The sequence below is a fragment of the Vitreoscilla sp. C1 genome, from assembly GCF_002951955.2.
Lineage (GTDB): Bacteria > Pseudomonadota > Gammaproteobacteria > Burkholderiales > Neisseriaceae > Vitreoscilla > Vitreoscilla stercoraria.
Genome location: NZ_CP019644.2, coordinates 1,084,831 through 1,108,508 on the forward strand (window position 1 = coordinate 1,084,831; position 23,678 = coordinate 1,108,508).

At 42.7% G+C, this 23,678-nt stretch carries 21 protein-coding genes; 7 read left to right on the forward strand and 14 right to left on the reverse strand.

Annotated elements, in window-relative coordinates:
* Window positions 1–186: 186 nt before the first annotated feature.
* Both ADP71_RS05290 and ADP71_RS05295 read right to left on the reverse strand, forming a co-directional pair.
* Window positions 187–1,209, reverse strand: a complete 1,023-nt coding sequence (locus ADP71_RS05290) for an ABC transporter permease (RefSeq protein WP_019959371.1) — start codon at window positions 1,207–1,209, stop codon at window positions 187–189.
* Entirely contained in the window at window positions 1,209–2,258 is a 1,050-nt protein-coding gene (locus ADP71_RS05295) for a microcin C ABC transporter permease YejB (protein WP_019959372.1), read from the reverse strand. The genes ADP71_RS05290 and ADP71_RS05295 overlap by 1 nt, the downstream gene beginning before the upstream one ends.
* Before the next feature lie 182 nt (window positions 2,259–2,440).
* On the opposite strand from ADP71_RS05295, the gene ADP71_RS05300 reads away from it, so the two are divergent.
* Together ADP71_RS05300 and ADP71_RS05305 are read left to right on the forward strand one after the other, a co-directional pair.
* On the forward strand, window positions 2,441–3,292 hold the full coding sequence (locus ADP71_RS05300) for a ferritin-like domain-containing protein (RefSeq protein WP_019959374.1): 852 nt from the start codon (window positions 2,441–2,443) through the stop codon (window positions 3,290–3,292).
* Between the two features lie 8 nt (window positions 3,293–3,300).
* A complete protein-coding gene (locus ADP71_RS05305; protein ID WP_019959375.1) occupies window positions 3,301–3,951 on the forward strand; it encodes an HAD family hydrolase in 651 nt (216 codons plus the stop codon).
* Window positions 3,952–4,308: 357 nt separating this feature from the next.
* Here ADP71_RS05305 and ADP71_RS05310 read toward each other — a convergent pair whose 3' ends face one another.
* The 8 genes from ADP71_RS05310 to ADP71_RS05345 form a co-directional block, all read right to left on the reverse strand.
* Window positions 4,309–5,406, reverse strand: a complete 1,098-nt coding sequence (locus tag ADP71_RS05310; RefSeq protein ID WP_158667129.1) for a siderophore-interacting protein — start codon at window positions 5,404–5,406, stop codon at window positions 4,309–4,311.
* A complete protein-coding gene (locus ADP71_RS05315) occupies window positions 5,396–6,475 on the reverse strand; it encodes an MFS transporter (protein WP_104931660.1) in 1,080 nt (359 codons plus the stop codon). Before ADP71_RS05315 ends, ADP71_RS05310 begins: the two co-directional genes overlap by 11 nt.
* Before the next feature lie 11 nt (window positions 6,476–6,486).
* Entirely contained in the window at window positions 6,487–6,624 is a 138-nt protein-coding gene (locus tag ADP71_RS05320; RefSeq protein WP_158667131.1) for a hypothetical protein, read from the reverse strand.
* Window positions 6,625–6,632: 8 nt separating this feature from the next.
* The gene (locus tag ADP71_RS05325; protein WP_104931661.1) at window positions 6,633–6,824 is read right to left on the reverse strand and encodes a TonB-dependent receptor; all 192 of its coding nucleotides are present in this window, start codon (window positions 6,822–6,824) and stop codon (window positions 6,633–6,635) included.
* A 12-nt stretch (window positions 6,825–6,836) separates the two neighbouring features.
* The gene (locus ADP71_RS05330) at window positions 6,837–8,771 is read right to left on the reverse strand and encodes a TonB-dependent receptor (RefSeq protein ID WP_104931662.1); all 1,935 of its coding nucleotides are present in this window, start codon (window positions 8,769–8,771) and stop codon (window positions 6,837–6,839) included.
* Window positions 8,772–8,902: 131 nt separating this feature from the next.
* Window positions 8,903–9,886, reverse strand: a complete 984-nt coding sequence (locus ADP71_RS05335; RefSeq protein WP_158667132.1) for a helix-turn-helix domain-containing protein — start codon at window positions 9,884–9,886, stop codon at window positions 8,903–8,905.
* A gap of 550 nt (window positions 9,887–10,436) precedes the next feature.
* Complete coding sequence (locus ADP71_RS05340; protein WP_019959380.1) at window positions 10,437–10,970, reverse strand: response regulator transcription factor; 534 nt, start codon at window positions 10,968–10,970, stop codon at window positions 10,437–10,439.
* A complete protein-coding gene (locus ADP71_RS05345; RefSeq protein ID WP_019959381.1) occupies window positions 10,967–12,193 on the reverse strand; it encodes a sensor histidine kinase in 1,227 nt (408 codons plus the stop codon). The genes ADP71_RS05340 and ADP71_RS05345 overlap by 4 nt, the downstream gene beginning before the upstream one ends.
* 148 nt (window positions 12,194–12,341) lie before the next feature.
* On the opposite strand from ADP71_RS05345, the gene ADP71_RS05350 reads away from it, so the two are divergent.
* Entirely contained in the window at window positions 12,342–13,742 is a 1,401-nt protein-coding gene (locus tag ADP71_RS05350) for a cytochrome ubiquinol oxidase subunit I (protein WP_019959382.1), read from the forward strand.
* A gap of 10 nt (window positions 13,743–13,752) precedes the next feature.
* Complete coding sequence (gene cydB / locus ADP71_RS05355; protein WP_104931666.1) at window positions 13,753–14,760, forward strand: cytochrome d ubiquinol oxidase subunit II; 1,008 nt, start codon at window positions 13,753–13,755, stop codon at window positions 14,758–14,760.
* Here cydB and ADP71_RS13000 read toward each other — a convergent pair whose 3' ends face one another.
* Window positions 14,761–14,913 carry a hypothetical protein gene (locus ADP71_RS13000; RefSeq protein WP_019959384.1) on the reverse strand — a complete coding sequence of 51 codons (153 nt, stop codon included), beginning with the start codon at window positions 14,911–14,913 and terminating at the stop codon, window positions 14,761–14,763.
* A gap of 319 nt (window positions 14,914–15,232) precedes the next feature.
* Here ADP71_RS13000 and capB point away from each other — a divergent pair, with 319 nt between their 5' ends.
* The 3 genes from capB to ADP71_RS05375 all read left to right on the forward strand — a co-directional run bounded on the left by capB (window position 15,233) and on the right by ADP71_RS05375 (window position 20,140).
* On the forward strand, window positions 15,233–16,999 hold the full coding sequence (gene capB, locus ADP71_RS05365; protein ID WP_104931668.1) for a caprolactamase subunit beta: 1,767 nt from the start codon (window positions 15,233–15,235) through the stop codon (window positions 16,997–16,999).
* A gap of 21 nt (window positions 17,000–17,020) precedes the next feature.
* The gene (gene capA / locus ADP71_RS05370) at window positions 17,021–19,102 is read left to right on the forward strand and encodes a caprolactamase subunit alpha (RefSeq protein ID WP_104931669.1); all 2,082 of its coding nucleotides are present in this window, start codon (window positions 17,021–17,023) and stop codon (window positions 19,100–19,102) included.
* An 87-nt stretch (window positions 19,103–19,189) separates the two neighbouring features.
* Window positions 19,190–20,140, forward strand: a complete 951-nt coding sequence (locus ADP71_RS05375) for a helix-turn-helix domain-containing protein (protein WP_169708884.1) — start codon at window positions 19,190–19,192, stop codon at window positions 20,138–20,140.
* A gap of 293 nt (window positions 20,141–20,433) precedes the next feature.
* Here ADP71_RS05375 and ADP71_RS05380 read toward each other — a convergent pair whose 3' ends face one another.
* The 3 genes from ADP71_RS05380 to ADP71_RS05390 all read right to left on the reverse strand — a co-directional run bounded on the left by ADP71_RS05380 (window position 20,434) and on the right by ADP71_RS05390 (window position 23,456).
* Entirely contained in the window at window positions 20,434–20,976 is a 543-nt protein-coding gene (locus ADP71_RS05380) for a hypothetical protein (protein ID WP_019959388.1), read from the reverse strand.
* 338 nt (window positions 20,977–21,314) lie between these two features.
* Window positions 21,315–22,577, reverse strand: coding sequence for a D-serine ammonia-lyase (locus ADP71_RS05385; protein ID WP_104931672.1), 1,263 nt, complete (start codon window positions 22,575–22,577; stop codon window positions 21,315–21,317).
* Between the two features lie 102 nt (window positions 22,578–22,679).
* Entirely contained in the window at window positions 22,680–23,456 is a 777-nt protein-coding gene (locus ADP71_RS05390; RefSeq protein WP_104931673.1) for a Rossmann-like and DUF2520 domain-containing protein, read from the reverse strand.
* Window positions 23,457–23,678: the final 222 nt, after the last annotated feature.

Sequence of the window (23,678 nt, forward strand, 5' to 3'; positions counted from 1 at the left end):
AGGCTTTTTTTATGAGTGACGTTTACTGCCAGTAAGATTTCAAAGAAACTGCCTTGTGCATGTTGGTCAGGAATACATGCTGAAGCCATATCGGAATTTTGGACATTGTTACAAGCGTCCTGTAAATATTTGGCTGCCTAACTTATGATGGAGAATTTGGCATAAAGCATTAATCCAAGAAGAGCATTATTTGCTTCTTCTCACATCCAAAGCGGCGCGCAAAGCTTCGCCAATAAAAATCAATAGCAGTAATAAGCATACCAAAGTCATGAAAGTGGGGACACCTATCCACCAAGCATCGAGATTGTCCTTAGATTGTGCTAACAATTCCCCCAAGCTCGGTTTGTGACTGGCCACGCCTAAGCCTAGAAAATCCAAACTGGTTAAAGCCAAAATGGCACCTGATATTTTAAATGGTAACAAAGCAATCACAGGGGTTAAGCTGTTGGGCAAGATATGGCGCAACATGACATGCGTGTGACTCGCTCCCATCGCACGCGCCACTTGTACATAATCCATTTGTCGGTTTTTCAAAAATTCTGCGCGAATATACGTATTGGTGTCCATCCAGCTGAACAAAGACAACAATACCAATAAAGTCAGTAAACTCGGTTCAAAAAATGAAGCCAAAATAATCAACAGATACAGTTCAGGCAAACCGCCCCATACCTCCATAAAGCGTTGCATAATCAAATCGACTTTGCCGCCAAAATAGCCTTGTATGGCGCCCAAAACCAAGCCAATGACTGTGGTAATCAAAGTCAAAACCAAACCAAACACCACCGAGTCACGAAAGCCATACACCAAACGTGCCAACACATCACGCCCACGATCATCTGTACCTAACCAATGTTGTTTACTTGGAGCTGCGGGAAATGGTTCGAAATCAAAATCATTCAAAGTGGTGGCGGCATAAGGATTGAGTGGATACACAGCCCAATTGTCACCGTCCTGTAAACGCTGTTTGATAAAAGGATCGAGATAATCGGTCGGTGTTTCAAAATCGCCACCGAATTCGGTTTCCAAATAGGTGTTCACAATCGGTTGATACGATTTGCCTTCATATTGCACCCACAGAGGCTGATCATTGCTCCATAACGGCGCCAATAACGATAAGGCAAACAAGCATATAAAGATTTTCAAACTCAACATGCCACGTCGATGATTTTTAAATTGTTGCCAAGCACGGCTGCGAGTGAAAGCCAACATCAACGCTCCCCATCAAAATGTATGCGTGGATCCACCAACACATATGACAAATCCGATAACAGTTTTGCGAGCAATCCCATCAAAGTGAACACATACAAAGTGCCCATCACCACAGGATAATCCCGCTTCATTACCGCTTCATACGACAACAATCCTAAGCCATCGAGCGAAAACAAGGTTTCTATCAACAAGCTGCCTGTAAAAAATGCGCCCAAAAATGCGGCAGGAAAACCTGTAATCAATGGAATCATGGCATTGCGAAACACGTGTTTGAACATGATACGTCGTTCACTCAAGCCTTTAGCACGCGCTGTATACACGTATTGTCGGCGAATTTCTTCTAAAAACACATTTTTAGTCAATAAAGTCATCACTGCAAAATTGCCCACGACCGATGCGGTAATCGGCAAAACCATGTGCCACAAATAATCCATGATTTTTTGAAAAGTACTGAAGCTGTCCCAATCATCACTGACCATGCCACCTAGTGGAAACCATTGCCAAAAACTGCCGCCACCAAACAAAATCAACAACAACACGCCCAATACAAAACCGGGAATGGCATAGCCAATCAAAATGAACACGCTGCTTATTGCATCAAAACGGCTGCCATCGCGCACGGCTTTGCTGATGCCTAATGGAATACAGACCAAATAAGTTAAAAAAAACGTCCACAAACCCAAACTCATAGATACAGGCAGCTTTTCTATTACCAATTCGGTCACTGTTTTGGGTTGAAAAAAACTTTCGCCCAAATCAAAACGCAAAAAATTGCCCACCATATCTACAAAACGGGTTAACGGAGGTTGATCAAAACCATACAAAGCTTTTAGTTTGTCCATCTCTTCTGGGCTTAAACCATGTTGGTTACCACGCAAACTACCGCCGCCTGAAACTTCGGCTGTGGCTTGAGTGCCTTGTGTTAACTGTTGCACCATTTGCTCTACGGGTCCACCGGGGACAAATTGGATGATGGCAAACGTCAATGCCAAAATACCAAGCAACGTAGGAATGAGCAGCAACAAACGTTTTAAAATATAAGCAAACATGGGAATGTTATCTCCATCAATACAAATGCCATATTACCATCATGAAAGTGACATGACTCAAGATAAACTGCTTCCGAAATATTTGAGTGGGTTCAGATTTGAATTTTTGATTGAAATTCCTCAATCAGACAGAACCAAACAGGTTAAAATATTGGCTTTGAAAAAATAAATTTGAAGGACGTATGGTGTTGCCTGTTTATGCTTGCTTACATGAAGCATTATTAGAATGTGAGCCCGTCCGAAAATGTGTGTTGACCCAAGCTTTGTATCAAGCCAGTGTCGAGCAAGCTTTGAGATGGGATGAAAATACGCCTATTGAAGATTTTGCGCGGGCAGGACAACCCAAGCGTCCTGTATTGGTGGAGCCTAAAGCCGTCAAACACCGCAAAATGAACACGCCTGAAGGTTATGCCGCTTTATTACATGCCGTGGCGCATATTGAATTCAATGCGATTAATTTGGCTTTGGATGCCGCTTATCGTTTTCGCCACATCAGCCAAGCGTTTACTTTGGATTGGTTGCGTGTGGCATCTGAAGAAGCTTTGCATTTTGATTTGATGCGAGAGCGTTTGCAAGCGCATGGTTTTGATTATGGTGATTTTGAAGCACACAATCATTTGTGGGACATGGCATATAAAACTGCTTACGATCCTTTGTTGCGCATGGCTTTGGTGCCAAGAGTGCTAGAAGCGCGCGGTTTGGATGTCACGCCTGCGATGCGTGCTAAAATCGAGCAAAAAGGCGATGTTGCAACCTGCCAAGTGTTAGATATCATTTACCGCGATGAAGTGGGGCATGTGAAAGTGGGCAATGATTGGTACCATTATTTGTGTCAGCAGCGTGGTTTAGATGCTTTGCAAGTGTTTCAAGATTTGATACGTCGTTATGATTTGTTTTTGTTTCGGGGACATTTGAATATGGAAGCGCGTGAGCGAGCGGGTTTCAGTGCGTTTGAATTGGCACTGTTACAAGACTTTCAGGCCGCACAAGAGCAACACCCACCGCAATGGAAACAGGCTTTGAGCCGTGTATGAGGATGAATATGAAAATAGAAGCGGTATTGTTTGATTTAGATGGCACGTTGGCAGATACGGCTTTGGATTTGGGCGGCGCATTGAACACGATGTTGCGCAGTAAAAATTTGCCTGAAGTGGCGATGGATGACATCCGTCCTGTAGCCAGTCATGGTGCCAGTGGCTTATTGAAATTGGGTATGAATATGGATAAAACCCATCCAAATCATGCTGCTTTGCGCCAAGAGTATTTGGATACTTATGAGCAATGTTTTGACCAAGACACGGTTTTGTTTGAGGGCATTAATGAAGTGATTGCAGAGATTGCAGCGCGTGGCTTGAAATGGGGCATCATTACCAACAAACCGCACACATTCACCCATCGTTTGGTACCGAGCTTGGGTTTCAGTGTCGCGCCTGATGTGGAAGTCAGTGGCGATACCACAGGCGAAGCCAAACCCAGTGTGAAGCCAATGTTGTATGCGTGTGAGCAAATCGGTGTAAATCCTCAAGCGTGTTTGTATGTGGGTGATGCGCAGCGGGATATGATCGCGGGTAAAAATGCGGGCATGAAAACGGTATTGGTGTCTTGGGGTTACATTCATGCGGATGATGACACAGCCAATTGGCCTGCTGATGTGGTAATCGATACGCCTATGCAATTATTGGATTTGTGTTAATTGAAAGTCTGATTTCTGAATCATGCAACTCAAATGAAAAATGCACTGCTTTAAATAAACAGTGCATTTTTTGTATTGAAAAAGTGTGCTGAAAACGTTACAGGACGCTTTAAAACTGTCATGGTTTAGTTTTTGCACAATGTATCGGCTTTATACCTGAGAAATTCTTGTTTACAGTGAAACCATATCCCATCTGATTAACAAAAAATTGGCAAATTGCAAACTGTCAAAGCGGTCTTTCTATCATATACCAACATTTGAGGCGCTTTAATGAAACTCAGTGCTCATGATTTTGGGGAAACCGATGAGCATTGGTGACAAAATGAGCCAAAATAGCGCACAAATGTTGAAGGAAAATTAACGCTTGGTCCAATAGCCTTTGACTCGATTTTTTGTGCCCAGTAATTGATGATTTTCGCGCAGATGCTTGCGTATTTTCTTGGCCAAAGTATTTTCAAGTGCAGCCCACGCCGCCTCTATTTTAGGGAGTGAATCAATAAGATCAATGATTGCCTGATCTAAAAAAGCACTGTTAGAGTCGATATAGTATAAGCCTGTACCCGCAGGAACATCTATCTGGTTGATATAGGCATGTTCAGCTTCGTCCTGTAACACATTGATTAAAATAGGTGGAATTGGATTGTGCCAGTTCTCTAACAAAGCCATCACAGTTGGCAATGAGGTTTCATCTGCCATCAGCAGCGTTTGACCTTGATGCAAATGGTCTGTTGCTTCTGTATATTCAGATGTACTGTGTATGATGTCGCCTTTTTGCAGAGATTTTGCCCATTCGCCTCCAGCAGTCGTACCATGCAGATATATGTCTACCCATGCTATTTCATTATCTTCACGATATTCTACTTTACGCAAAGTGTAATAACGCATGTCTTTCACCATGGAAAACATGATTTTTTCTCGCCTTTGCTGCGATAGATGCGGCAATACATGCATAAATATGCGCTGAAACCATCGCTGGATGAGGCTGTTTTTTTCAGAGTCACCATTAGGGCTAGCATTGAGTACTTTTAAAGAAAATAACCATGCAAAGCCCGGTGCGTTGGGCGGTAACGGTTGAGAGGTTTTTAAATACAGGCGCAACATATGCGGTGATACCATGGTTTGCCCTAACACCTCAAAATACTGTTTTTGATTGTGATGCAAAGATTTACCTTGTTTCACCATGGCGCTGTATGCCAAATACAGGATTTGCTCTTCCAAATCACCTCTGAGTACAAACGGTATCCATACTTCGGTCTCAGTGGCGTTAGGCGATGAATCAATTGCCAAATAACAACCTTCAACAAAAATATCCAAGAGTTTGGCTGCGCAGGCATCAGCATGGCCATGGGCTTGTGCGATGGCCAATAATTCGGTTTGATGGTCATCGTTTAAATGATCGATGATGTCTATTTTGGCATCAAAGTCAGTGATGGGAGTGTGTTGTTTAGGATTCATGAGGTTTACTTGAAAGAGAAGACAAGACAAAACGGGATAATACAGCTGCGGTAGCCGAACAAGTGACCGCCAAAATGGCGACAAAGGCATAACCAAAATGTTGCGCCAATGACATGCTCAGAGCAGCGGCAATAAAAGCAACCAACATGGGTAATGCGTTTTGTATGGTATAGGCTGTGGCTGGGGCATCGGTTTGAGATGCTTTATCCATCATCACAGCCGTAATGCTGGCATACAGCAAAGGCAAACTGATGAAATAGCCAAACACACCGACATATACCCACAAGCGTCCTGTAAATCCCAATGCAGGTGGAATTAATGCCACTAAGCACACTGCTTGTAACAAAGAGGTATTTTGGACATTGCGCACGCGGCTGTGGCGTTGAAACCAAAATTTAGCCAGTACAACCGCGCCAATGCCGACCAAAGAACCAAATACTTTGATGGCGAAACCAATATCAGGTAAGGCCCAGCCATGGTCTACCAAATTGGGGGTTAAAATGCTGAAAATCGGCATAAAGCCAAACGGGTATAACAACAGCAAAATGAGCCAGCCTCGGTTGCCTTTCCACACGGCAAACCATTGTTTTGCACTGTGATAGAGGGTGTTGGTTTGGATTTTTGCTGCCGAAGGTTCTGGAAAAAAGACCAATTGCAGCCATGCCAAACTGGTGAGTACCGCCATCACCATTAAGCACATTTTCCATCCCCAATCGGGATACAAAATCAACACCAAACCGCCGCCGATCATGTTGCCAATCAGGCCGCAGCCTACTTGTAACAAAGACACAGAGGCACGCTGATTCACAGTAAATACTTTACAACTGAGAGCATCCAAAGCCAGATCTTGGGTGGCTGTTAAGATTGCAAAGCAAAATAAGACCAGCAGCAAGGCGTGTAAATGGACAGCGGGCTGTAAAAAGCCAGCGCCAAACAAGGTTAATACCATGCTCGCTTGTGCCAGCAACAACCAATTTTTGTAGTGGGCACGGGACGTATGCCCCCAACTGTCAATCACAGGTGCCCACAAAAATTTCAATGCCGCTGGCAAGGCCATCAATTGCACCATCGCCAATTGACTTAAGCTATAGCCTCTTGTTGGCGCAATATGGCGATCAAAGCCACGCTGATAAAGCCTATGCCGATGTATTGGGTGATGTATAAGCTACAAAACAAATACCATACCGAATGGGCGCGTGTTTGGGGGTATTGCAACATCTTCTTCCTTAAAACTCGTATTTGTATTTCACACCAACACTGCGACCTTGAGCTTGGATTCCCAATTCATATGTGCCTTGCATCATGGCGTAAGTCATGTAACGCTCATTGGTCAGATTTTTGGTCCATAAAGACAATTCATGCTGTTGGTCTTGAATGCCCAATGCCGCATCCACTAATGTATACGATTTCAATTGCAATTTATTATCGGCTTAGGCGGGGCGTGAGCCGACATAGCGTAAATCCACATTTGCAAATGCTTGCGGTTTCTTTAAGAAAGAAATGGCTACAGGTCGCTTGTATTCCATGCCCAAACTGGCAGCAAAACGCGGTACTTCAGGAATGCGATTGCCATTTTTGGTGGTCACACTGGTGCTGACGATGCTTGGGTCATCTGGCGTAGAAGTGACTTTGGCATCGATAAAACTCAAACTGGATTTCAGATTGAAATAAGGGTGTGGTTTGATAAAACCACTGAACTCGATGCCTTGCGATTGGGTGTCTACGTTGAAGCTTTCAGTGACATAATCGGGCAAGACATAAACTGACAATTTGTCGTTTTTAATTTGATTGTGAAATAAAGCCAACGCCATGCCCCAGCGACCGTCAGATGCACCACCTTTCAAGCCCAATTCAAAGGCATCAATATGGCCTGCATCGTAAGGCAAGTCTTGTTTGCCTTTGGAAACTTGGGTGCCATAGTCGTTGTATCCCGCAGGTTTGTGACCCCGTGAATACGTGCCATATACATGCCAATTGGGTGTAAAGGCATAATCCAAACCCAAGCGTCCTGTAAGCGTGGTATCACTGAATTTTTGATTGTCTTGGCTGTTGACATGGCCTTTTTGATAATCCGCATGGTAGCGAGTGGTGTCATGCGCCACGCGCAATCCTGTGATGCTGGAAAGTTTGCTGGTCCACGGATAAGTGACTTCACCAAACAATGCCATATTGTTGTGCACATATTGACGCGCATATTCACCTTGCCCTGACCATGCATAGTTAAAATCACGGTCAAAGCGGCCATAATACACGCCACCAATCCATTTCACTTCGCTTTCAGGCAAAGAGCTCAAAGTGATTTCTTGTTCAAAATTGCGATTTTCTTCTTGTTGTTGGTTTAAATTGTTGGCCGGAATGCTGAAATACGGCAACATTTGTGGCATGGCTTTGCCAAGGTACTCCAATGCATACAAAGCGCGAGAGGCATCACCTTGATGGTGTAAATAAGCCGTTTTAGAGTTGATTTGGAAGTGATTTGATTGATGGTTCACATCCAAATCCACACCCGAAGTTTGGCGTTTGGAATAATGGGGAATATCGCCTAAGGTTAGATAACTGTCATTGTTGACAAATGGACCTGTCATCACCATCGGCATAAAATTGTTCAATTCCGAATGATGCCCTGTCAACATGATTTGGGTGTGGTCTTTAGGAGTCCACAATAATTTACCGCGCACACTTTGGTTTTTTTGTTGATTGACGGCATCTCCTGTGGTGCGTTCCATCACATAATTGTCTTGCCAGACGCTGCTGCCTGCCAAGCGAAACGCCCAATCTTCTGCCAACGGAATGTTGACCATGCCTTTAAGGCTGCGCTGTTGGTTGTTGGCGTAGCCGACTTCCATATTGGCACCAAAATAAGGAGTAGGGTTGCGCGATTTTACATTGACAGTGCCTGCTTCGGAGCTGCTACCAAACAACGTACCTTGAGGACCTTTGGCGACTTCCAACTGTTCTATGTCATACAGGCCGCTGGCCAAGCCCAATAAACCTTGATTCACACCATCAATACGGATACCGACAGAATTATCATCCAAGCTGGTGTGGCTCACCGCGCCAACACCGCGTATCCACATATAACTCATACCAGGATCACCACCATCATGGATGTCCACGCCAGGTATGTGTTTCAAACTATCTTGTACGTTGGTGAACTGGCGGCGATTGATTTCTGTACCGCTTAAGGTGTGAACGGTTAATGGGGCATCCAAGCTTTTTTCTTGCACACCTCGGGAGGTCACTATGATTTCGGATAATTCTGTATCAGTAGCATCATTGTCATGCTGTAAATCCACAGCGTGGCTCATGCCAGAAAATGCCAGTAATAAGCTAAAGTAAATGGTTTTTGGGGCGGGGTTAAACATTTGTTAACAATTCAATAGACAAGATGTATGAATTATCTTTTCAATGTTATTGATAATCAATATCAATAACATAAAAAATGGAAACAATTTTAAAAATTCGGGAAACTATTTGATTTATTAGGAAATTATTTTCATTCATCCATTAGGCTATTTGGCGTATAACCATGGTAGGTGGTAAAGACTTTAGTAAAATAATGAAGATTACAGTAACCCAAATGATTGGCTACTTTAATAGGACGCATGCCAGAACTTAACAAGACCAGTGCCGTTTCCATTTTGGCTTTCTTGGCATAAGACGCAATGGTCAAGCCTGTGTGATGTTTAAACTGCTTTTTTAAATCGCATTCGTTTAAACCTACTTGTTTGGACAATTGCCGAATCGTGTGATTTTGTATGACCTCTGTATCTAAGATGTGTTGCGCCATGACAATTTGTGTTGGCACCGAGTGGTAATGATGCGTCTGATCAGCGAAGAGATGCGTGAGTAAATTCAATGATATGGATTCGATTTTCAATAAATCGAATTCATTGCTTCCATGCGGTAAGTCGAGCAATTGTTCTGCGAGTAAAAATAAGACAGGGGGAGGTTTGCGCATGATTTGTACGGCTGCTTGGTCAGGGCTAGCCAAGAAAAACTGGCTGATTTCGTTCACTGCCTTATCAGGAAGCAATTGTTCCAATAGTTGTACATCAAAATCTAAACCCACACTTTGAATGATTGTTTGGTTGGGTATGTCAGCTTCGACAACACCCAAGCAACCACGACGCAGCCATACTTGCATAGGGAAAACTGAAATATCGGTGTGCAAATCTGGAAAGTGAAAATCAAAACGGCCTTTGATGGTGATGTTAATACCGAAGTTGAGTAGGTTTTTTTCATTAATCAGATGTTGCGCTGTATTAGATGAATAATTATTACGAAACAATACGATGCGATTGAATCGGTATAAGTCAGTATAACCATTGCAATGAGGGAAAATTCCAACATGATAATTGGGTTTACAATGTGTAAACGTAATCCCATTCATATTCGATGAAAGACCTGTTTCACGCAGCTGACTAAAACTGTTGAAATTACTCATCTCACAAGTATTTGTTGGTTTAGGAGTCATCATACATATCTCTTTGAATTCCAGTATTGTGTAACTTTGGCTCATCCTTGACAAGCAATCATAATAATCAAGACATCATTTCGATATATCGGTGTGGAACCTTACCTCAAATCTATCTTCGTTGAATCATCGTTCAAGCAACCGCGCACCTTTCTATCAAATAGGATTGGCAGCCAGTCATCTGTCACATGAAAAAATAGGAAGTGGTCACAGCGGTTGTTTACGATGTCGCGATTGTTGGTTTGGTTTTTAAATAATTGTAATCATAGGGTTATTTTGTATTTTATAAATTCAAGCTTACAAAGTTAATCAAGCGTCCTGTAAACTTTTTTTACAGGACGCTTGGTGATTGAGTCATGAAAATGCAAAATAACGCAATAGGGTTAATTTGTTTTTGAATGGTGCTGATTTGTACGTTTTAAACTCAACTGGATGGCGCCAATTGAGTTTAGATAGCATGTTTTTGATTGCAGATGCCGTTCCAGATTGGCTCAAGTTCACGAGTAGGAAGAGAACGGATTTAGTGTTTGCGTGAGCAGTTTTCAGATAAGGATTATTTTTTAACAGGATGTTTCTGTAACATTCTTTGCAAGGTGCGCCTATGCATATTTAAGGCTCGGGCAGTAGCAGAAATATTGCCATGATTTTCTTCTAAAACCCGTTGTAAATGCTCCCAAGTCAAACGTTTTAATGACAATGGATCTGCTTCCAAAGGCGTTTCAATGAGCAAATTTTCATCTTTATTTGGCTGGATAAAACAATTTAAAATGGTTTCAACATCAACAGGCTTAGGCAAATATTCACAAGCCCCTAATTTAATGGCACTCACAGCAGTGTTGATACTGGCATAGCCCGTCAAAATGAGAATGGGAGTGTTTGGAAATTGGGCGTGTAAAATGGGCAATAATTTTAAGCCACTTTCTGCCCCCAAATTTAAATCTAAAATAATGCCGTCGCCCGCTTCTTTTAATTGCAATGCTTCTTCTGTGGTATGGCAACATATTAATGTATGACCTAAGCGTTGCATACTGCGTTGGAGTAAGCGTGAAAAGGTTGGATTGTCGTCAATTAAAACATATTGGCTCATAATTCTGTAATCGGTACACAAATAACAGCTTGTACCCCTCCTTGTGGTCGATTAAACAAATTCAAGCTTCCGCCCATTTTTTCAAGAGTTGCATGGGACAATTGTATCCCCAAGCCCAATCCTGCTGGCTTTTGGGTCGCTTGTACTTGCAGACCTTCTTGGTAAAAATAGTGCTCAGTCAGTGAACCTTTTTCATTGATAACATGGACGGTTAACCATCCTTTTTCTATTCGCGTATCCAAGCTCACTTGATTTTCACCGGCATCTGCTGCGTTATTCAAAATATTGAACAATGCCGGCCAAAACAAAGGATCTAGGATGACTTTTTGTGTATTTTTATGAAAATATTGCCACTGTACCACCACTTGCGGGCGCAAATTGCGCCATTGATTCAAATGTTGTTCTAAGACTTGATCGAATACAGTAGGTTGATGGTTGATTTCTTGTTGCTCACGTAGTTGATGTAAAATTTGAGTACATTCATCCAATTGCAATTGCATTAAATCCAAGTCTTCCAAATCTTCAGAGCTGCTTTTGGCTCGATATTCTCCGACTAATAAATACAAGTTATTCAAAGGCGTTGACAATTGATGTGCCAAATTAGCCGCATTCATACCCAACCACAATATGTTTTCATCACGCATTTGGTTGCGATCTGCTTCTCTGAGTAAACGATCTCGTTGTTTTAAATCAGCCATCAGCCATGTCACAGCAGCAGTCATCATACTGATACTGATACCAAAGGTCAGCCACATGCCTAAAAAATGCAATTGAATGTTTTGATGTAGCCAGTGATGGCTGATTAAAGGTAAATACCAAACATACATGATTCCATAAGCCAACACACTGGCGATTGCCATGCCAATGGCAAAAACATATTGGCACATTAAAGCTGCAAATAAAACTGGAATCAAATACAAAAAAATCAGTGGATTGCTGGCGCCACCTGTAAAAAATAAAAATTCCGTCAATACCCACCAATCCAAACACAAACCTAATACCACGGCCCAATAAGGTTGGTAAGCATCGTGTTTTTGATAAACCGACAATAAAATATTGCCCAGTATCAATGTCAACCATGCTTGCGCAATTAAGAGATGCGGCAATGGAATATTCAAACCCAAGCACAATATCCACATTCCTAGAGCAGCCAGTGACCAAAGCCAACGAAGCTTGAGATTGGCATTTGCCAACCGCACTTGATCTATCAACAAACTTTTCATTCACGCAATCCATTGAAAATAAAAAACTAAAATTCAAGTGCGACAATATGTCGCATTGTGAAAAATCATTCATTTTTTAATAATAACCCTGATCGGTTGATTTTAGTCAAATTTGTATTGACGATTTGAAATTCAAAGGGGATTTACTATGTTTGAATGGGATGCGTTGCTTTTGGCACGCATACAATTTGCTTTTACCGTGTCTTTTCACATCATTTTTCCATCTATCACCATCGGCTTGGCCAGTTTTTTGGCTGTGTTAGAAGCTTGTTATTTGAAAACCAAGCAACCGCTTTACAGACAGCTTTATTTGTTTTGGTCGAAGATTTTTGCCATCAATTTTGGGATGGGTGTGGTTTCTGGATTGGTAATGGCTTTTCAGTTTGGTACAAACTGGAGTGGTTTTTCACAATTTGCTGGCAGCGTGACAGGGCCTTTATTGACTTATGAAGTGATGACGGCCTTTTTCTTAGAAGCAGGCTTTTTAGGTGTCATGTTATTCGGTTGGAATAAAGTTGGTCCTAAATTACATTTTTTTGCCACCTGTATGGTTGCTTTGGGTACTTTGATGTCCACTTTTTGGATTTTAGCCTCCAATTCTTGGATGCAAACCCCGCAAGGTTTTGTGATTGAAAATGGTGTGGTTGTGCCCACTGATTGGATGGCGATTATTTTCAATCCGTCGTTTCCATACCGTTTGCTTCATATGACGATTGCTGCTTACATTTGCAGCGCCTTGTTTGTGATTGCCACCGCTGCTTGGCATTTGCGCCAACAACAACATCAGGCCGCTGGTCGCAAAATGCTTTCTATGGGTCTGGGTTTATTGGCGGTATTGGTGCCTGTACAGATTTTGATGGGTGATTTACACGGTTTGAATACCCTTCAATATCAACCTGCCAAAATCGCAGCCATTGAAGGTCATTTTCACAACCATGGTCATGAGCCTACACCATTAAAATTGGTTGGTTGGCCTGATATGGAAGAGGAAACAACCCATTACGCTTTGGAAATTCCCAAATTAGGCAGTCTCATCTTGACACACAGTTTGGACAAACAAGTACCTGCTTTGACTGAGTTTGCGCCAGAAGACCGTCCGAATGCCACCATTGTATTTTGGTCGTTTCGCATCATGGTGGGTTTGGGTATGTTGATGTTGGTATTGACCATTTGGGGAAACTGCTTGCGTAAAAAGCAATGGCAACACAGTCCCAAATTCTTACGCTTTGCTTTTTATATGGGTCCATCTGGATTGTTAGCGGTGCTGGCTGGTTGGTTCACCACTGAAGTCGGGCGTCAACCTTGGGTTGTTTATGGTGTACAACGCACGGCCGATGCCGTTTCCAACCATGGTCAACTGCCAATGACCATCAGCTTAATTGTATTCATTGTGGTTTATTGTTCGGTTTTCGGTATGGGCTGTTATTACTTATGGCGTTTGTTGGTGCAAGGACCGCCAAGTCTTCCTCAAAATCTTCAACCAACATGGTCTTTTTCAGGACGCTTAGAAACAAATGAGCTTGCTGATAACGACACACGCAATCATTAGGGAGCAAAACATGGGTTTGGACTTAACTTTCATTTGGTTTCTCATCATCATCTTCGGTACTGGGATGTACATCATCATGGATGGTTTTGATTTGGGAATCGGCATTTTGTTACCGTTTGCGCACAATCGGCAGCAAAAAGACATGATGGTCAATACGGTGGCGCCTGTATGGGATGGCAATGAAACGTGGTTGGTGCTTGGTGGTGCGGCTTTGTTTGGGGCTTTTCCTTTGGCTTATGCTGTCATTTTAGAAGCTTTAATGATGCCATTGAGCCTGATGCTCATTGCTTTGATTTTTAGAGGGGTGGCGTTTGAATTTCGCTTTAAAGCCAACCCAAATCACCAAGCGTTGTGGGACAAAGCGTTTGTGACGGGTTCGATGATGGCCACATTTTGCCAAGGCATGGTAGTCGGTGCATTGGTACAAGGCACCAGTGTCACCAACCGTCAATACACAGGAGGTATGTTTGATTGGTTTAGCATATTTACATTGTTGTGTGGAATGGGTTTGTTGGCAGCTTATGCCTTATTGGGCGCAACGTGGTTGCTATTGAAAACAGATGGCGTGTTACGTCAATTGGCGCAAAAATGGAGTCGGTATTTGGTTATGGTTTTGTTAATCATGATGCTATGCATCAGTATTTACACGCCTTTGTTAAATGACACCATTGCACAGCGTTGGTTTGGACAGCCTCAATTTTGGATGTTTATGCCTGTGCCGATTTTGTGTGTTTTGACTGCCGTTGTGTTAATCCAATCCATAAAAAAACAAAGAGATGTTTTGCCATTTTTGTGTACCTTGGGTTTGATTTTTTTAGGATACAGTGGATTGGGCATCAGTGTTTGGCCACATATCATTCCCCCTTCGATCGACATTTGGCAAGCATCTTCAGGCTTGGCTAGCCAAGGATTCATGGCATTGGGAACACTGTTGATTTTACCCATTGTTTTGGCTTACACCGCTTGGAGTTATTATGTATTCAGAGGCAAGGTCAAGGAGAGTGGCTATGAACATTAATCAGATGAAACCTTTTTTTTGGCTCATTGCCATTTGGTTCATGAGTTTAATGGGGTTCAGTCTCGTGGCCTCTTTTTTTAAATGGTTAATGCGTATGGCAGGCTTGCTTCCTGAATAAATAGCAATATCAGGTTTTGTTGTATGACGAGCCATGATGATTCTCATATTGGAACGAAAGATGAACATTTTCAGATACAAGCGTCCTGTATGGTTTAATCCATAAAAATGTCATTTTTAATCCATAAAATTTATGATTTTTTTAGAAATATTTGTTTCTTTATAAATATAATAAAATTTCTTAACAAAACAAGTTTGCTATTGCAGTAAGCTTGTTTTTTGTTTTGATAAAAATAATTTTTTTTCGACTAACAGTGCATTCCATAGGGCACAGTTACACCTTCAGTCAAGACGCTGGATGTGCATCAATTTATGGTTGTCAGACACTTTTTGACAACGCACATTGGAGTTGAACATGCACACCACCTCTGGCATAGACCCGATTACCTTATCGGTAGTCCGTGGCGCTTTAGAAACTGCCCAACGTGAAATGACCATTACTTTAGAAAAAACAGGTCGTTCAAGTGTATTCAATTTGGCGCACGATTACAGCAATGCTTTATTTGACCACTATCCTGAGATGATTTTACAAGGACAAGACATTCCGATTCATTTGGGTTCTTTGATTCCTGCGATGAAAGCCGTTGCCAATTATTTTGGTGACAATATCCATGAAGGTGATGTGATTTATCACAATGATCCAGTTTATGCAGGCAGTCATATTTTGGATTGTTGTATGTATAAGCCTGTGTTTTACAAGGGCGAGCTGGTGTTTTGGGCAGTGTGTAAAGGGCATTTGACCGATATTGGTGGTCCCGTTCCAGCAGGATACAATCCTGATGCTAAAGAAATTTATGCCGAAGGTTTGCGCATTCCGCCTGTCAAATTGTGGGACAAAGGCGAACGTCGTGATGATGTCATCAATTTAATCATGTCAAACATGCGCGCGCGTCGCAATCAAGAAGGCGATTTGAATGCACAATTGGGTGCTTGTCGTGTCGGCGAGCGCAATTTGTTGGCATTAATTGACAAATATGGTTTGGAAACTGTTCGTGCGGCGATTGCAGAGTTGAAAAACATGGCAGACAGCCACATGCGTTCTTTAATCAGCTCCATTCCTGATGGTCATTATCGTGGTGAAGCGGTATTGGAAGACTCAGGTCACGGTTTGGGTGAGTTGACCATTACCGCTGACATTGAAATCAAAGATGACACTGTACACATTCAAATTGAAAGCCCGCCACAAGTGCCGTATTTCATCAATTCGTATGAAGGCAATTCGATGTCGGGCATTTATTTGGGTGTGATGATGTTTGCCCAAGTACCGCCGCCGTATAACGAAGGTTTGTACCGTTGTGTGACGGTTGATTTGGGTGCCAAAGGCACACTTTGCAATGCACAAGAACCTGCACCTCATGTCAATTGCACCACCACGCCTATGGAAACGCTAACCGATGCGGTGCGCAAAGCATTTGAAGCAGCTGCGCCTGAACGTGTGACGGCATCTTGGGGACATGCATCAGGCATTAATATTGCAGGCATTGACCCACGCACAGGTGAACAATACGTCACCATGGTTTTGGCATCGATTATTTCAGGCGCAGGTGCCACACAGCAAATGGACGGCTGGCATGCATGTGGTCCTTTGTGTTGTTTTGGTGCCTTGTCTTCAGGTGACATTGAATTATTGGAATACCAATATCCTATTTTGATACACCGCTATGGTTTGGCACAAGACAGTGGCGGGGCTGGTTTTTATCGTGGGGGCTCCGGTACAGTTTGGGAAGTGGAACCTTTGGACCATGAAATGACGGTCATTGCTTTTGGTGAAGGTCGACAAATTGCCACCATGGGCGCTTCTGAAGCTCAAAATACTTTATTAGAACCAAAATTAGGTCGCTTGGAAATTTTACAAGGCGATCAAGTGAGCAAAAGCTACATTCAAAATACATTGACTCATATTAAGCCAGGACAACGGGCACGCAATACCAATCCAGGTGGTGGTGGTTTTGGCAATGCGTTTACCCGTCCTGTCAATGCGGTGTTGAAGGATTGGCAACAAGGTTTGATTTCGATAGAAGGGGCTCGTTTGGATTATGGCGTGGTCATCGATGCAGAAACAGATTCCGTCAATGAAGCTCAAACAGCCACATTGCGCCAAGCTCAAACCATTGTTGCTTAACCATTATTGAGGATATTAAAGATGAAACATACTTTTCGCTTAGGCGTTGATGCAGGCGGTACTTTTACCGATTTTATTTTGTCCAATTCTGAAGGCAAGGTTTTGTTGTGCAAAAGTTTGTCGACGCCACAAGATGGTACTTTAGCCATTTCTGATGGTTTGAAACAATTGGCCGAACACACCAATATGAGCATTGAAGAGTTGGTACAAAGTTGTGATTTGTGCATCAACGGCACGACGGTTGCATTGAATGCGTTGATTGAATTCAAAGGCGTGAAAGTCGGTTTGTTGTGTACGGCAGGACATGAAGACAGCATTGAAATTCGTTTGGGTCACAAAGAAGAAGGTTATCGCTACGATGCCTCTTACCCGCCTGCACCGCAATTGGCACCACGAGAATTGCGTTGTCCTGTACGTGGTCGTATTTTGGCGACAGGTCAAGAACACGAGCCATTAAATGAAGACGATATTATGGCTGCCATTGCAGTATTCAAAGCCGCAGAAGTTAAAAGCGTGGCGATTTCTTTTGTGTGGTCGATTAAAAATGAAGCGCATGAAAAACGCGCACGCCAATTGATTGAACAACATTTGCCAGATGTATTTATTTGTTGCGGACATGAAGTGTATCCGCAAATCAAAGAATACACGCGCACTTCTACCACGATTGTGAATGCTTATTTAAGTCCAGTGATGAGTGCATATGTGGCTAAAATTGATGATTATTTCAAATCTTTGGGTGCGATGCAGCCTGTGCGTTATTTTCAATCCAATGGTGGTTTGGCAGTCGGTGAATTAATGCGTGAGCGTGCGGTCAATGCCATCAATTCAGGTCCTGCTTCCGCGCCGCAAGCGGGCTTATTCATTGCTGAACCTTTTGGTATCAACAATGTGATTACGGTAGACATGGGCGGGACTTCATTTGATATTACGATGGCCAAAGATGGACACACCAGCTTGAATCGTGACATCGACTTTTTGCGCAATCGCATTGGTGTACCGATGATTCATGTCGAAACTTTGGGTGCTGGTGGTGGTTCGATTGCACATGTTAATTCGTTTGGTATGTTGGAAGTGGGTCCACACAGCGCAGGTTCCTTCCCTGGTCCTGCTTGCTACCAACAAGGTGGTGACAAACCAACTGTCACCGATGCCAACGTGGTTTTAGGGTATTTGAATCCCAATGCTTCTTTGGGTGGCAAGGTACATTTGTGCAAAGAGCAGGCTGAAAAATCGATTAAATACCATGTGGCTGACCCATTGAACATTGAATTGGCACATGCCGCTTATGGCATCAGTACCATTGTGAATCAAAACATGGCCAATGGCATCCGTCGCATTACCATCGAGCAAGGCTATGATCCGCGCGATTTCAGTTTGGTTTGTGCCGGAGGTGCTGCTGGCATGCACATCATTGAATTGGCCGAAGACATGGGTATTCATTCTGTTTTGGTACCGAAATTTGCCTCAGGTTTGTGTGCATTTGGTCAAATCATTTCAGACTTCAAATACAATTATTTGGCCACCCAAACAATGTTGATTGAGAACAACGTCGATTACAGTGATTTGAATGCGACCTTGGCACGTTTGGAAGCCGAAGGGCGTGAAAAACTCAAAGCCGACGGTTTTACCGATGATCGCATTGTCATTGAACGCAGCATGGAAATGCGTTATGTCGGTCAAGTACATGAATGCAATGTTGCCATTGGCAATGAAGACATTAACCATGACACCATGGCAGTGATTTTGAATGATTTTCATAAGCGTCATGAAGCTTTGTTCACTTATTCAGAACGCAGTAGCACCGTTGAGTTGGTCAATGTGGAGGTGATGATCCGTGGCTTAATCAATAAACCACACATTGCTGAAATTCCAGATGCTACCGTTGCGGTCAATGAAACGATTATTGGGCACCGTCCAATGATTTTGTCACACAGTTATGAATGGCAGCAAACCCCTATTTATGATGGCTCAGCTTTGGGAGCCGGTGCGATGATTGAAGGACCTGCGGTGATTCAAGAGCCGACCACCACTTTGTTGTTAAAGCAAGGATGGACAGCCAATTTACATAAATCAGGCACTTACCACCTGACAAAAGCAGCATAATCCATTATCTTAAACACCCAAGTCATGTATTTTGCATGGCTTGGGTTTTGGATTTTTCAGGCTATTGAGGACTGGATGATGTTATCGATGAACACCCCCCATTATTTGCATGAAATGCAACCTTTGATTTTAGGCAATTTGGATTGGCAAAAGCGAGTCAGCCACACGTATTTTGATTTGAACGTCACCTTTCAATCCCCCAAAACGGGTTCAGGACGTTTGTGTGATGAAACGCTCGATACCTTGGGTTTTTCTTGTTTACAGTCTTCACCTATCCAATATTTACGCAGCAAAGCGTCTGCGGTGGAATCTTATTTTTTGATTACCTTGCCTTTGTCCAGTCGCTTACACATGCAGCAATGCCATCGTGATGTGACGTGTGAACAAGGGCATATTTTATTACAACACGCCAACGATCCATATTTATTTGAACATGCACAAGACAATATGATGTGGGTGGTGAAAGTCCCTTCAAAATTGTTACAAAAATATGTACCATGTCCAGAGATTTATACTGCGATGGCATTTGATGGTTTGAATGGCGTAGGCAGATTGTTCAGTCAGAATGTGTCTTTATTGGGTGAGGAATTGCTTTCAGGACGCTTAAATCGCACTCAAGAACATTTTTACAGTGATTATTTGCTCACACTGTTTGCACAAGTTTTACAACAAGACAATCGCATCGTGTTCAGCGAAGAAAGCAGTATTCGTGAAGCGCAATTGTATAAAGTTAAAAATCACATTTTGCACCATTTACAGGACGCGGGTTTAAGTCCGCAAACCGTGGCGACAGCTTGCGGTATCTCGCTGAGATATATACATAACTTATTCAAAAATCAAGATATTACATTTACGCAATTTGTTCAAAAACAACGTCTGCGTTATGCTTTTGAGCTTTTGTCACAAACAAACTCTTTGTCTATTACAGAAATTGCGTATCAAAGTGGTTTTAATGACCAATCTCATTTTACGCGTTTGTTCAAGCAAACCTACCAATTCACACCCAAAGAAATCCAACAACACAAACATTTGGTTTGAAATGCACATTATTTCATTCCGTTTTAGATAGCGTGCAATCAATTGGCTGCCAAGCTTAAGCGACCATGGTTTGACCTTGAATCATTTCCAATACCAACGAAGCATTCTGATTTTGTTTTTAGGGCTCATTTGGCTATTCAGAGTAAGCCTCAAGGCAAAATACCTGAGCAGTCATGAGCGGTTTGTTACAGAAATTTGTAAAAATACAATTTGAATCATGATGCCTGTGGTATTGGATAATAGAGTCAGCTTGGATTTGTTTTTGTAGGTTGGTTTAGGTGTAGTGATGGCTGTTAATTGTGTAAAGGATGGGTATAAGCCAAAGCACCAATGACATTCGGTTGCGCCACAATCAAAGCCATTTGTCGCCAAGTAATCGGCCAATGAACGCCTTTTTTCTTGTTGGTCATGCGAATATCCACTGATTTGGCCATGAATGCCATGGCAAAGGCGCGGGTGAGGGTTTCGTCTATGCTATGCAATTTGGCGGTTTGGGCTGCTAAAGTGAATTGTTCTTGCATGTGATGCAATTTAACCAGATTGTTGATGTAATCACTGGTAAATTGTTCGCTCCATTGGATATTAATGCCCCACCAATGTTTGGTCATCGTGATGGCTGGATCGTTCGGTGGCGTGGTTTGCTCCAAGGTTAAAGTGTTTAGAATATTGGTTTCTAGTTCATTGTCGCTGAGGGCTTTTGGAAAGCGCAAATTGTCGATGATGGGAATGTCTAAATGTTGTAATACGGCGCTTGGGTTGCTGAGGAATTTGTTTTGTAAATCGGCATCGTCTTGCATACGTGACAACAATTGATTGAATTTGTTTTGTTCATTCATGAGACAGTTCCTTTTTTGGAATTACGATAAGTCCGTATTGTTGCAGGATGATTTAGCATAATGATGACAAAGGAATGATTGGAATATGATGTAAATCAAAACTTTGCGGCTTAGCTTGAAAAGTGTTGTGGTATGCTTAAAAAATATATTGAGTTTAAATGCTTGAAAGCATTGATTTTAAATGCCTATAAACTAAAACCAGAATGAATCTTTTGGGAATGAAGTTGATTGTGGCTGCTGTCGTGCAAAGACTTCGGCGTGTGGTAAATATGCTATTTGAATAATAAATGCATTGAAAAAGCGTTTGAATAAGTTGACCAAACGCTTTTTTTGTTATTTTAATCTTGTTTTAACAATGACATGCCGTAAGCCAAATAATCTACTCGCTCAGCTTCTGGCACCATAGAGCCACCTGTCGCCCAAACAATGTGCGTGGCTGTTGCTGGCGTGTCTGTTTGTGCCATTTGCATTTGGTAAGCGGCGAAACCTGCCGCTGCTGAGGGCTCAATGAAACATTGTTCTTGTTGCCACAGCAAAGCTTCGTAGCGATACAAATCATCATCGGCAACAGTGCTTAATGCATGCAAACGGTCGCTCATTAAGCGTGACACCAAGCCCGATGCCCGACCCACAGCCAAGCCATCTGCGGCTGTTTTACCATCCAAGCCGATATCGGCGACGCTGATGGCTTCGTGTTGCTCGGTGGCAATCGACAACAACATGCATGGTGCGGCAGTGGGCTCCACAAACACAGGTTTAACATGTTCACCATACAAGTGTTTCAAACCATAAGCCACGCCACCGGGACCGCCGCCCACACCACAAGGCAAATAAACGTACAATGGGTGTTCGGCATCTACTCTGACATTCAAGTCTTGTAATTGCTGTTGTAAACGCTCAGCGGCAACGGCATAACCGAAAAACAAATCGGTCGATTGCTCATCATCAACAAAATGGCACAATGGGTCTTGCGCTGCCAATGAGCGGCCTGAAGCCACTGCTGCTTCATAGTCATCGTCATATTCCACCACAATGACACTATGCTGACGCAATAAATCTTTTTTCCATTGTCTGGCATCAGCAGACATGTGTACGGTGACTTCAAAGCCCAATTGTGCTGACATAATGCCGATGCTCAAACCCAAGTTGCCCGTAGAGCCGACGGCGATGCGATAGCCATTGAAAAATTCACGCCAATGATTTTGTGCCAGCACAGAGTAATCATCGTTTAAGCTCAGTTTGCCGCTTTGCAAGGCTAAAGTTTCGGCATGTTTTAACACTTCATAAATACCACCACGGGCTTTGATAGAGCCCGAAATAGGCAAATCACTGTCACGCTTGATTAATAAGCGTCCTGTAACTTGTTGCAATGCTTTTTGCATGGCGGCAATGTCTTGTAAGGGCGATTCAATCAAGCCATTTGTAGCTTGGGTTTGTGGGAAAACCTGAGCGATATAAGGGGCAAAGCGTTGCAAACGTGCGGCGGCGTCGTGGATGGCCGCTGGCGTAACGGCGGCGATGTCGTGTGTGCGCAAAACATGGTTGCGCCAATACACAGCTTGTTGTTGGCGCAAAGCCAAGTCTAGGGATGTGGACATCATGGTAATCTCCATGGCAAAAATGAAAAATCGTCAATGTCATTTGTACGATAAAAAAATGGAAGAGAGAAACAAGCGTCCTGTAAAGCTTACAGGACGCTTGTTTTATTGTGGGTGGCGTTGTTGTATCAATTCGCTGAATAAACGATACACTTGTGCGCTGTCGGTTTGTTGAAGTTGCGCCAATAAGGCTTGGTGCATATTTAAAATCCCGACATCATGACGCCTTGCGGGACCAGTTTGTACGGTGTGTGGCTCGTGTTGCGTGGCTTTGTGTGCGGTTTCTAGCATCAATGGTGCCAACAAAGCAAAATCCACGCCACGGGCATCGACCACTTGCTTGGCCAAGTCATAACAATAATTGCTGAAATTGCATGCAAAAACGGCCGCCAAATGCAAACTCAATCTTTGGCTTGACTCATAAACATACACACGCTCGCTCAGTGATTGTGCCAATTTTAATAAGGTTTGTTGGTCATCGCGGTGAGCCGCTTCAATCAATAAAGGGGTGTTGTGCCAAGCAATGTGGCTTTCAAAACTGAAAGTTTGCAAGGGATAAAACACGCCGCAACGCGCGTGGTGTTGGTTTAAAACAGCCATATCGGTGCTGCCTGAAGTATGCACACACAAAACATCGGGCATATAAGCATGGACAGTTTCAATGGTCGCGGCAATAGCACTGTCGCTGATGGCAATGATGACAAGGTCGATATTGCACTCTAATAAACTTAAATCATTAACAGCTTGGGCTTGAACGTTTTGTGCTAAGGCTTGGGCTTTGGTCAAAGAACGACTGAATATTTGTACAATTTCGTGATGGGCAGACAAAGCCACTGCCAAATGGTGTGCGACTCGGCCTGCACCAATTAGGGTAATGCGCATAGATAGGGTTCTTTTTTAAAAATCAAACAGGTTTAAATATGCCGTTAAATCCGCCAATGGGCAAGCGTATTGGTATTTTTAAGGTGAGATAAACCTGTGTTGTATTTATCAAACATTTTTAATTATCAAATGGTGATTGTTTAAAAATAGTTATAAATAAAAAATAATTGATAAACTTGTAAATGAATAAGGCGATAGTGCTTGTTTTGGAAATATTTTCTA

Excerpts from the sequence above, each read along its gene's own strand:
- ADP71_RS05290 (WP_019959371.1), bottom strand. The coding sequence starts at position 1,209 with ATGTTGGCTTTCACTCGCAGCCGTGCTTGGCAACAATTTAAAAATCAT.
- ADP71_RS05295 (WP_019959372.1), bottom strand. The coding sequence starts at position 2,258 with ATGTTTGCTTATATTTTAAAACGTTTGTTGCTGCTCATTCCTACGTTG.
- ADP71_RS05300 (WP_019959374.1), top strand. The coding sequence starts at position 2,441 with ATGGTGTTGCCTGTTTATGCTTGCTTACATGAAGCATTATTAGAATGT.
- ADP71_RS05305 (WP_019959375.1), top strand. The coding sequence starts at position 3,301 with ATGAAAATAGAAGCGGTATTGTTTGATTTAGATGGCACGTTGGCAGAT.
- ADP71_RS05310 (WP_158667129.1), bottom strand. The coding sequence starts at position 5,406 with ATGAATCCTAAACAACACACTCCCATCACTGACTTTGATGCCAAAATA.
- ADP71_RS05315 (WP_104931660.1), bottom strand. The coding sequence starts at position 6,475 with ATGGTGCAATTGATGGCCTTGCCAGCGGCATTGAAATTTTTGTGGGCA.
- ADP71_RS05320 (WP_158667131.1), bottom strand. The coding sequence starts at position 6,624 with ATGTTGCAATACCCCCAAACACGCGCCCATTCGGTATGGTATTTGTTT.
- ADP71_RS05330 (WP_104931662.1), bottom strand. The coding sequence starts at position 8,771 with ATGTTTAACCCCGCCCCAAAAACCATTTACTTTAGCTTATTACTGGCA.
- ADP71_RS05335 (WP_158667132.1), bottom strand. The coding sequence starts at position 9,886 with ATGATGACTCCTAAACCAACAAATACTTGTGAGATGAGTAATTTCAAC.
- ADP71_RS05340 (WP_019959380.1), bottom strand. The coding sequence starts at position 10,970 with ATGAGCCAATATGTTTTAATTGACGACAATCCAACCTTTTCACGCTTA.
- ADP71_RS05345 (WP_019959381.1), bottom strand. The coding sequence starts at position 12,193 with ATGAAAAGTTTGTTGATAGATCAAGTGCGGTTGGCAAATGCCAATCTC.
- ADP71_RS05350 (WP_019959382.1), top strand. The coding sequence starts at position 12,342 with ATGTTTGAATGGGATGCGTTGCTTTTGGCACGCATACAATTTGCTTTT.
- cydB (WP_104931666.1), top strand. The coding sequence starts at position 13,753 with ATGGGTTTGGACTTAACTTTCATTTGGTTTCTCATCATCATCTTCGGT.
- ADP71_RS13000 (WP_019959384.1), bottom strand. The coding sequence starts at position 14,913 with ATGGCTCGTCATACAACAAAACCTGATATTGCTATTTATTCAGGAAGC.
- capB (WP_104931668.1), top strand. The coding sequence starts at position 15,233 with ATGCACACCACCTCTGGCATAGACCCGATTACCTTATCGGTAGTCCGT.
- capA (WP_104931669.1), top strand. The coding sequence starts at position 17,021 with ATGAAACATACTTTTCGCTTAGGCGTTGATGCAGGCGGTACTTTTACC.
- ADP71_RS05375 (WP_169708884.1), top strand. The coding sequence starts at position 19,190 with ATGAACACCCCCCATTATTTGCATGAAATGCAACCTTTGATTTTAGGC.
- ADP71_RS05380 (WP_019959388.1), bottom strand. The coding sequence starts at position 20,976 with ATGAATGAACAAAACAAATTCAATCAATTGTTGTCACGTATGCAAGAC.
- ADP71_RS05385 (WP_104931672.1), bottom strand. The coding sequence starts at position 22,577 with ATGATGTCCACATCCCTAGACTTGGCTTTGCGCCAACAACAAGCTGTG.
- ADP71_RS05390 (WP_104931673.1), bottom strand. The coding sequence starts at position 23,456 with ATGCGCATTACCCTAATTGGTGCAGGCCGAGTCGCACACCATTTGGCA.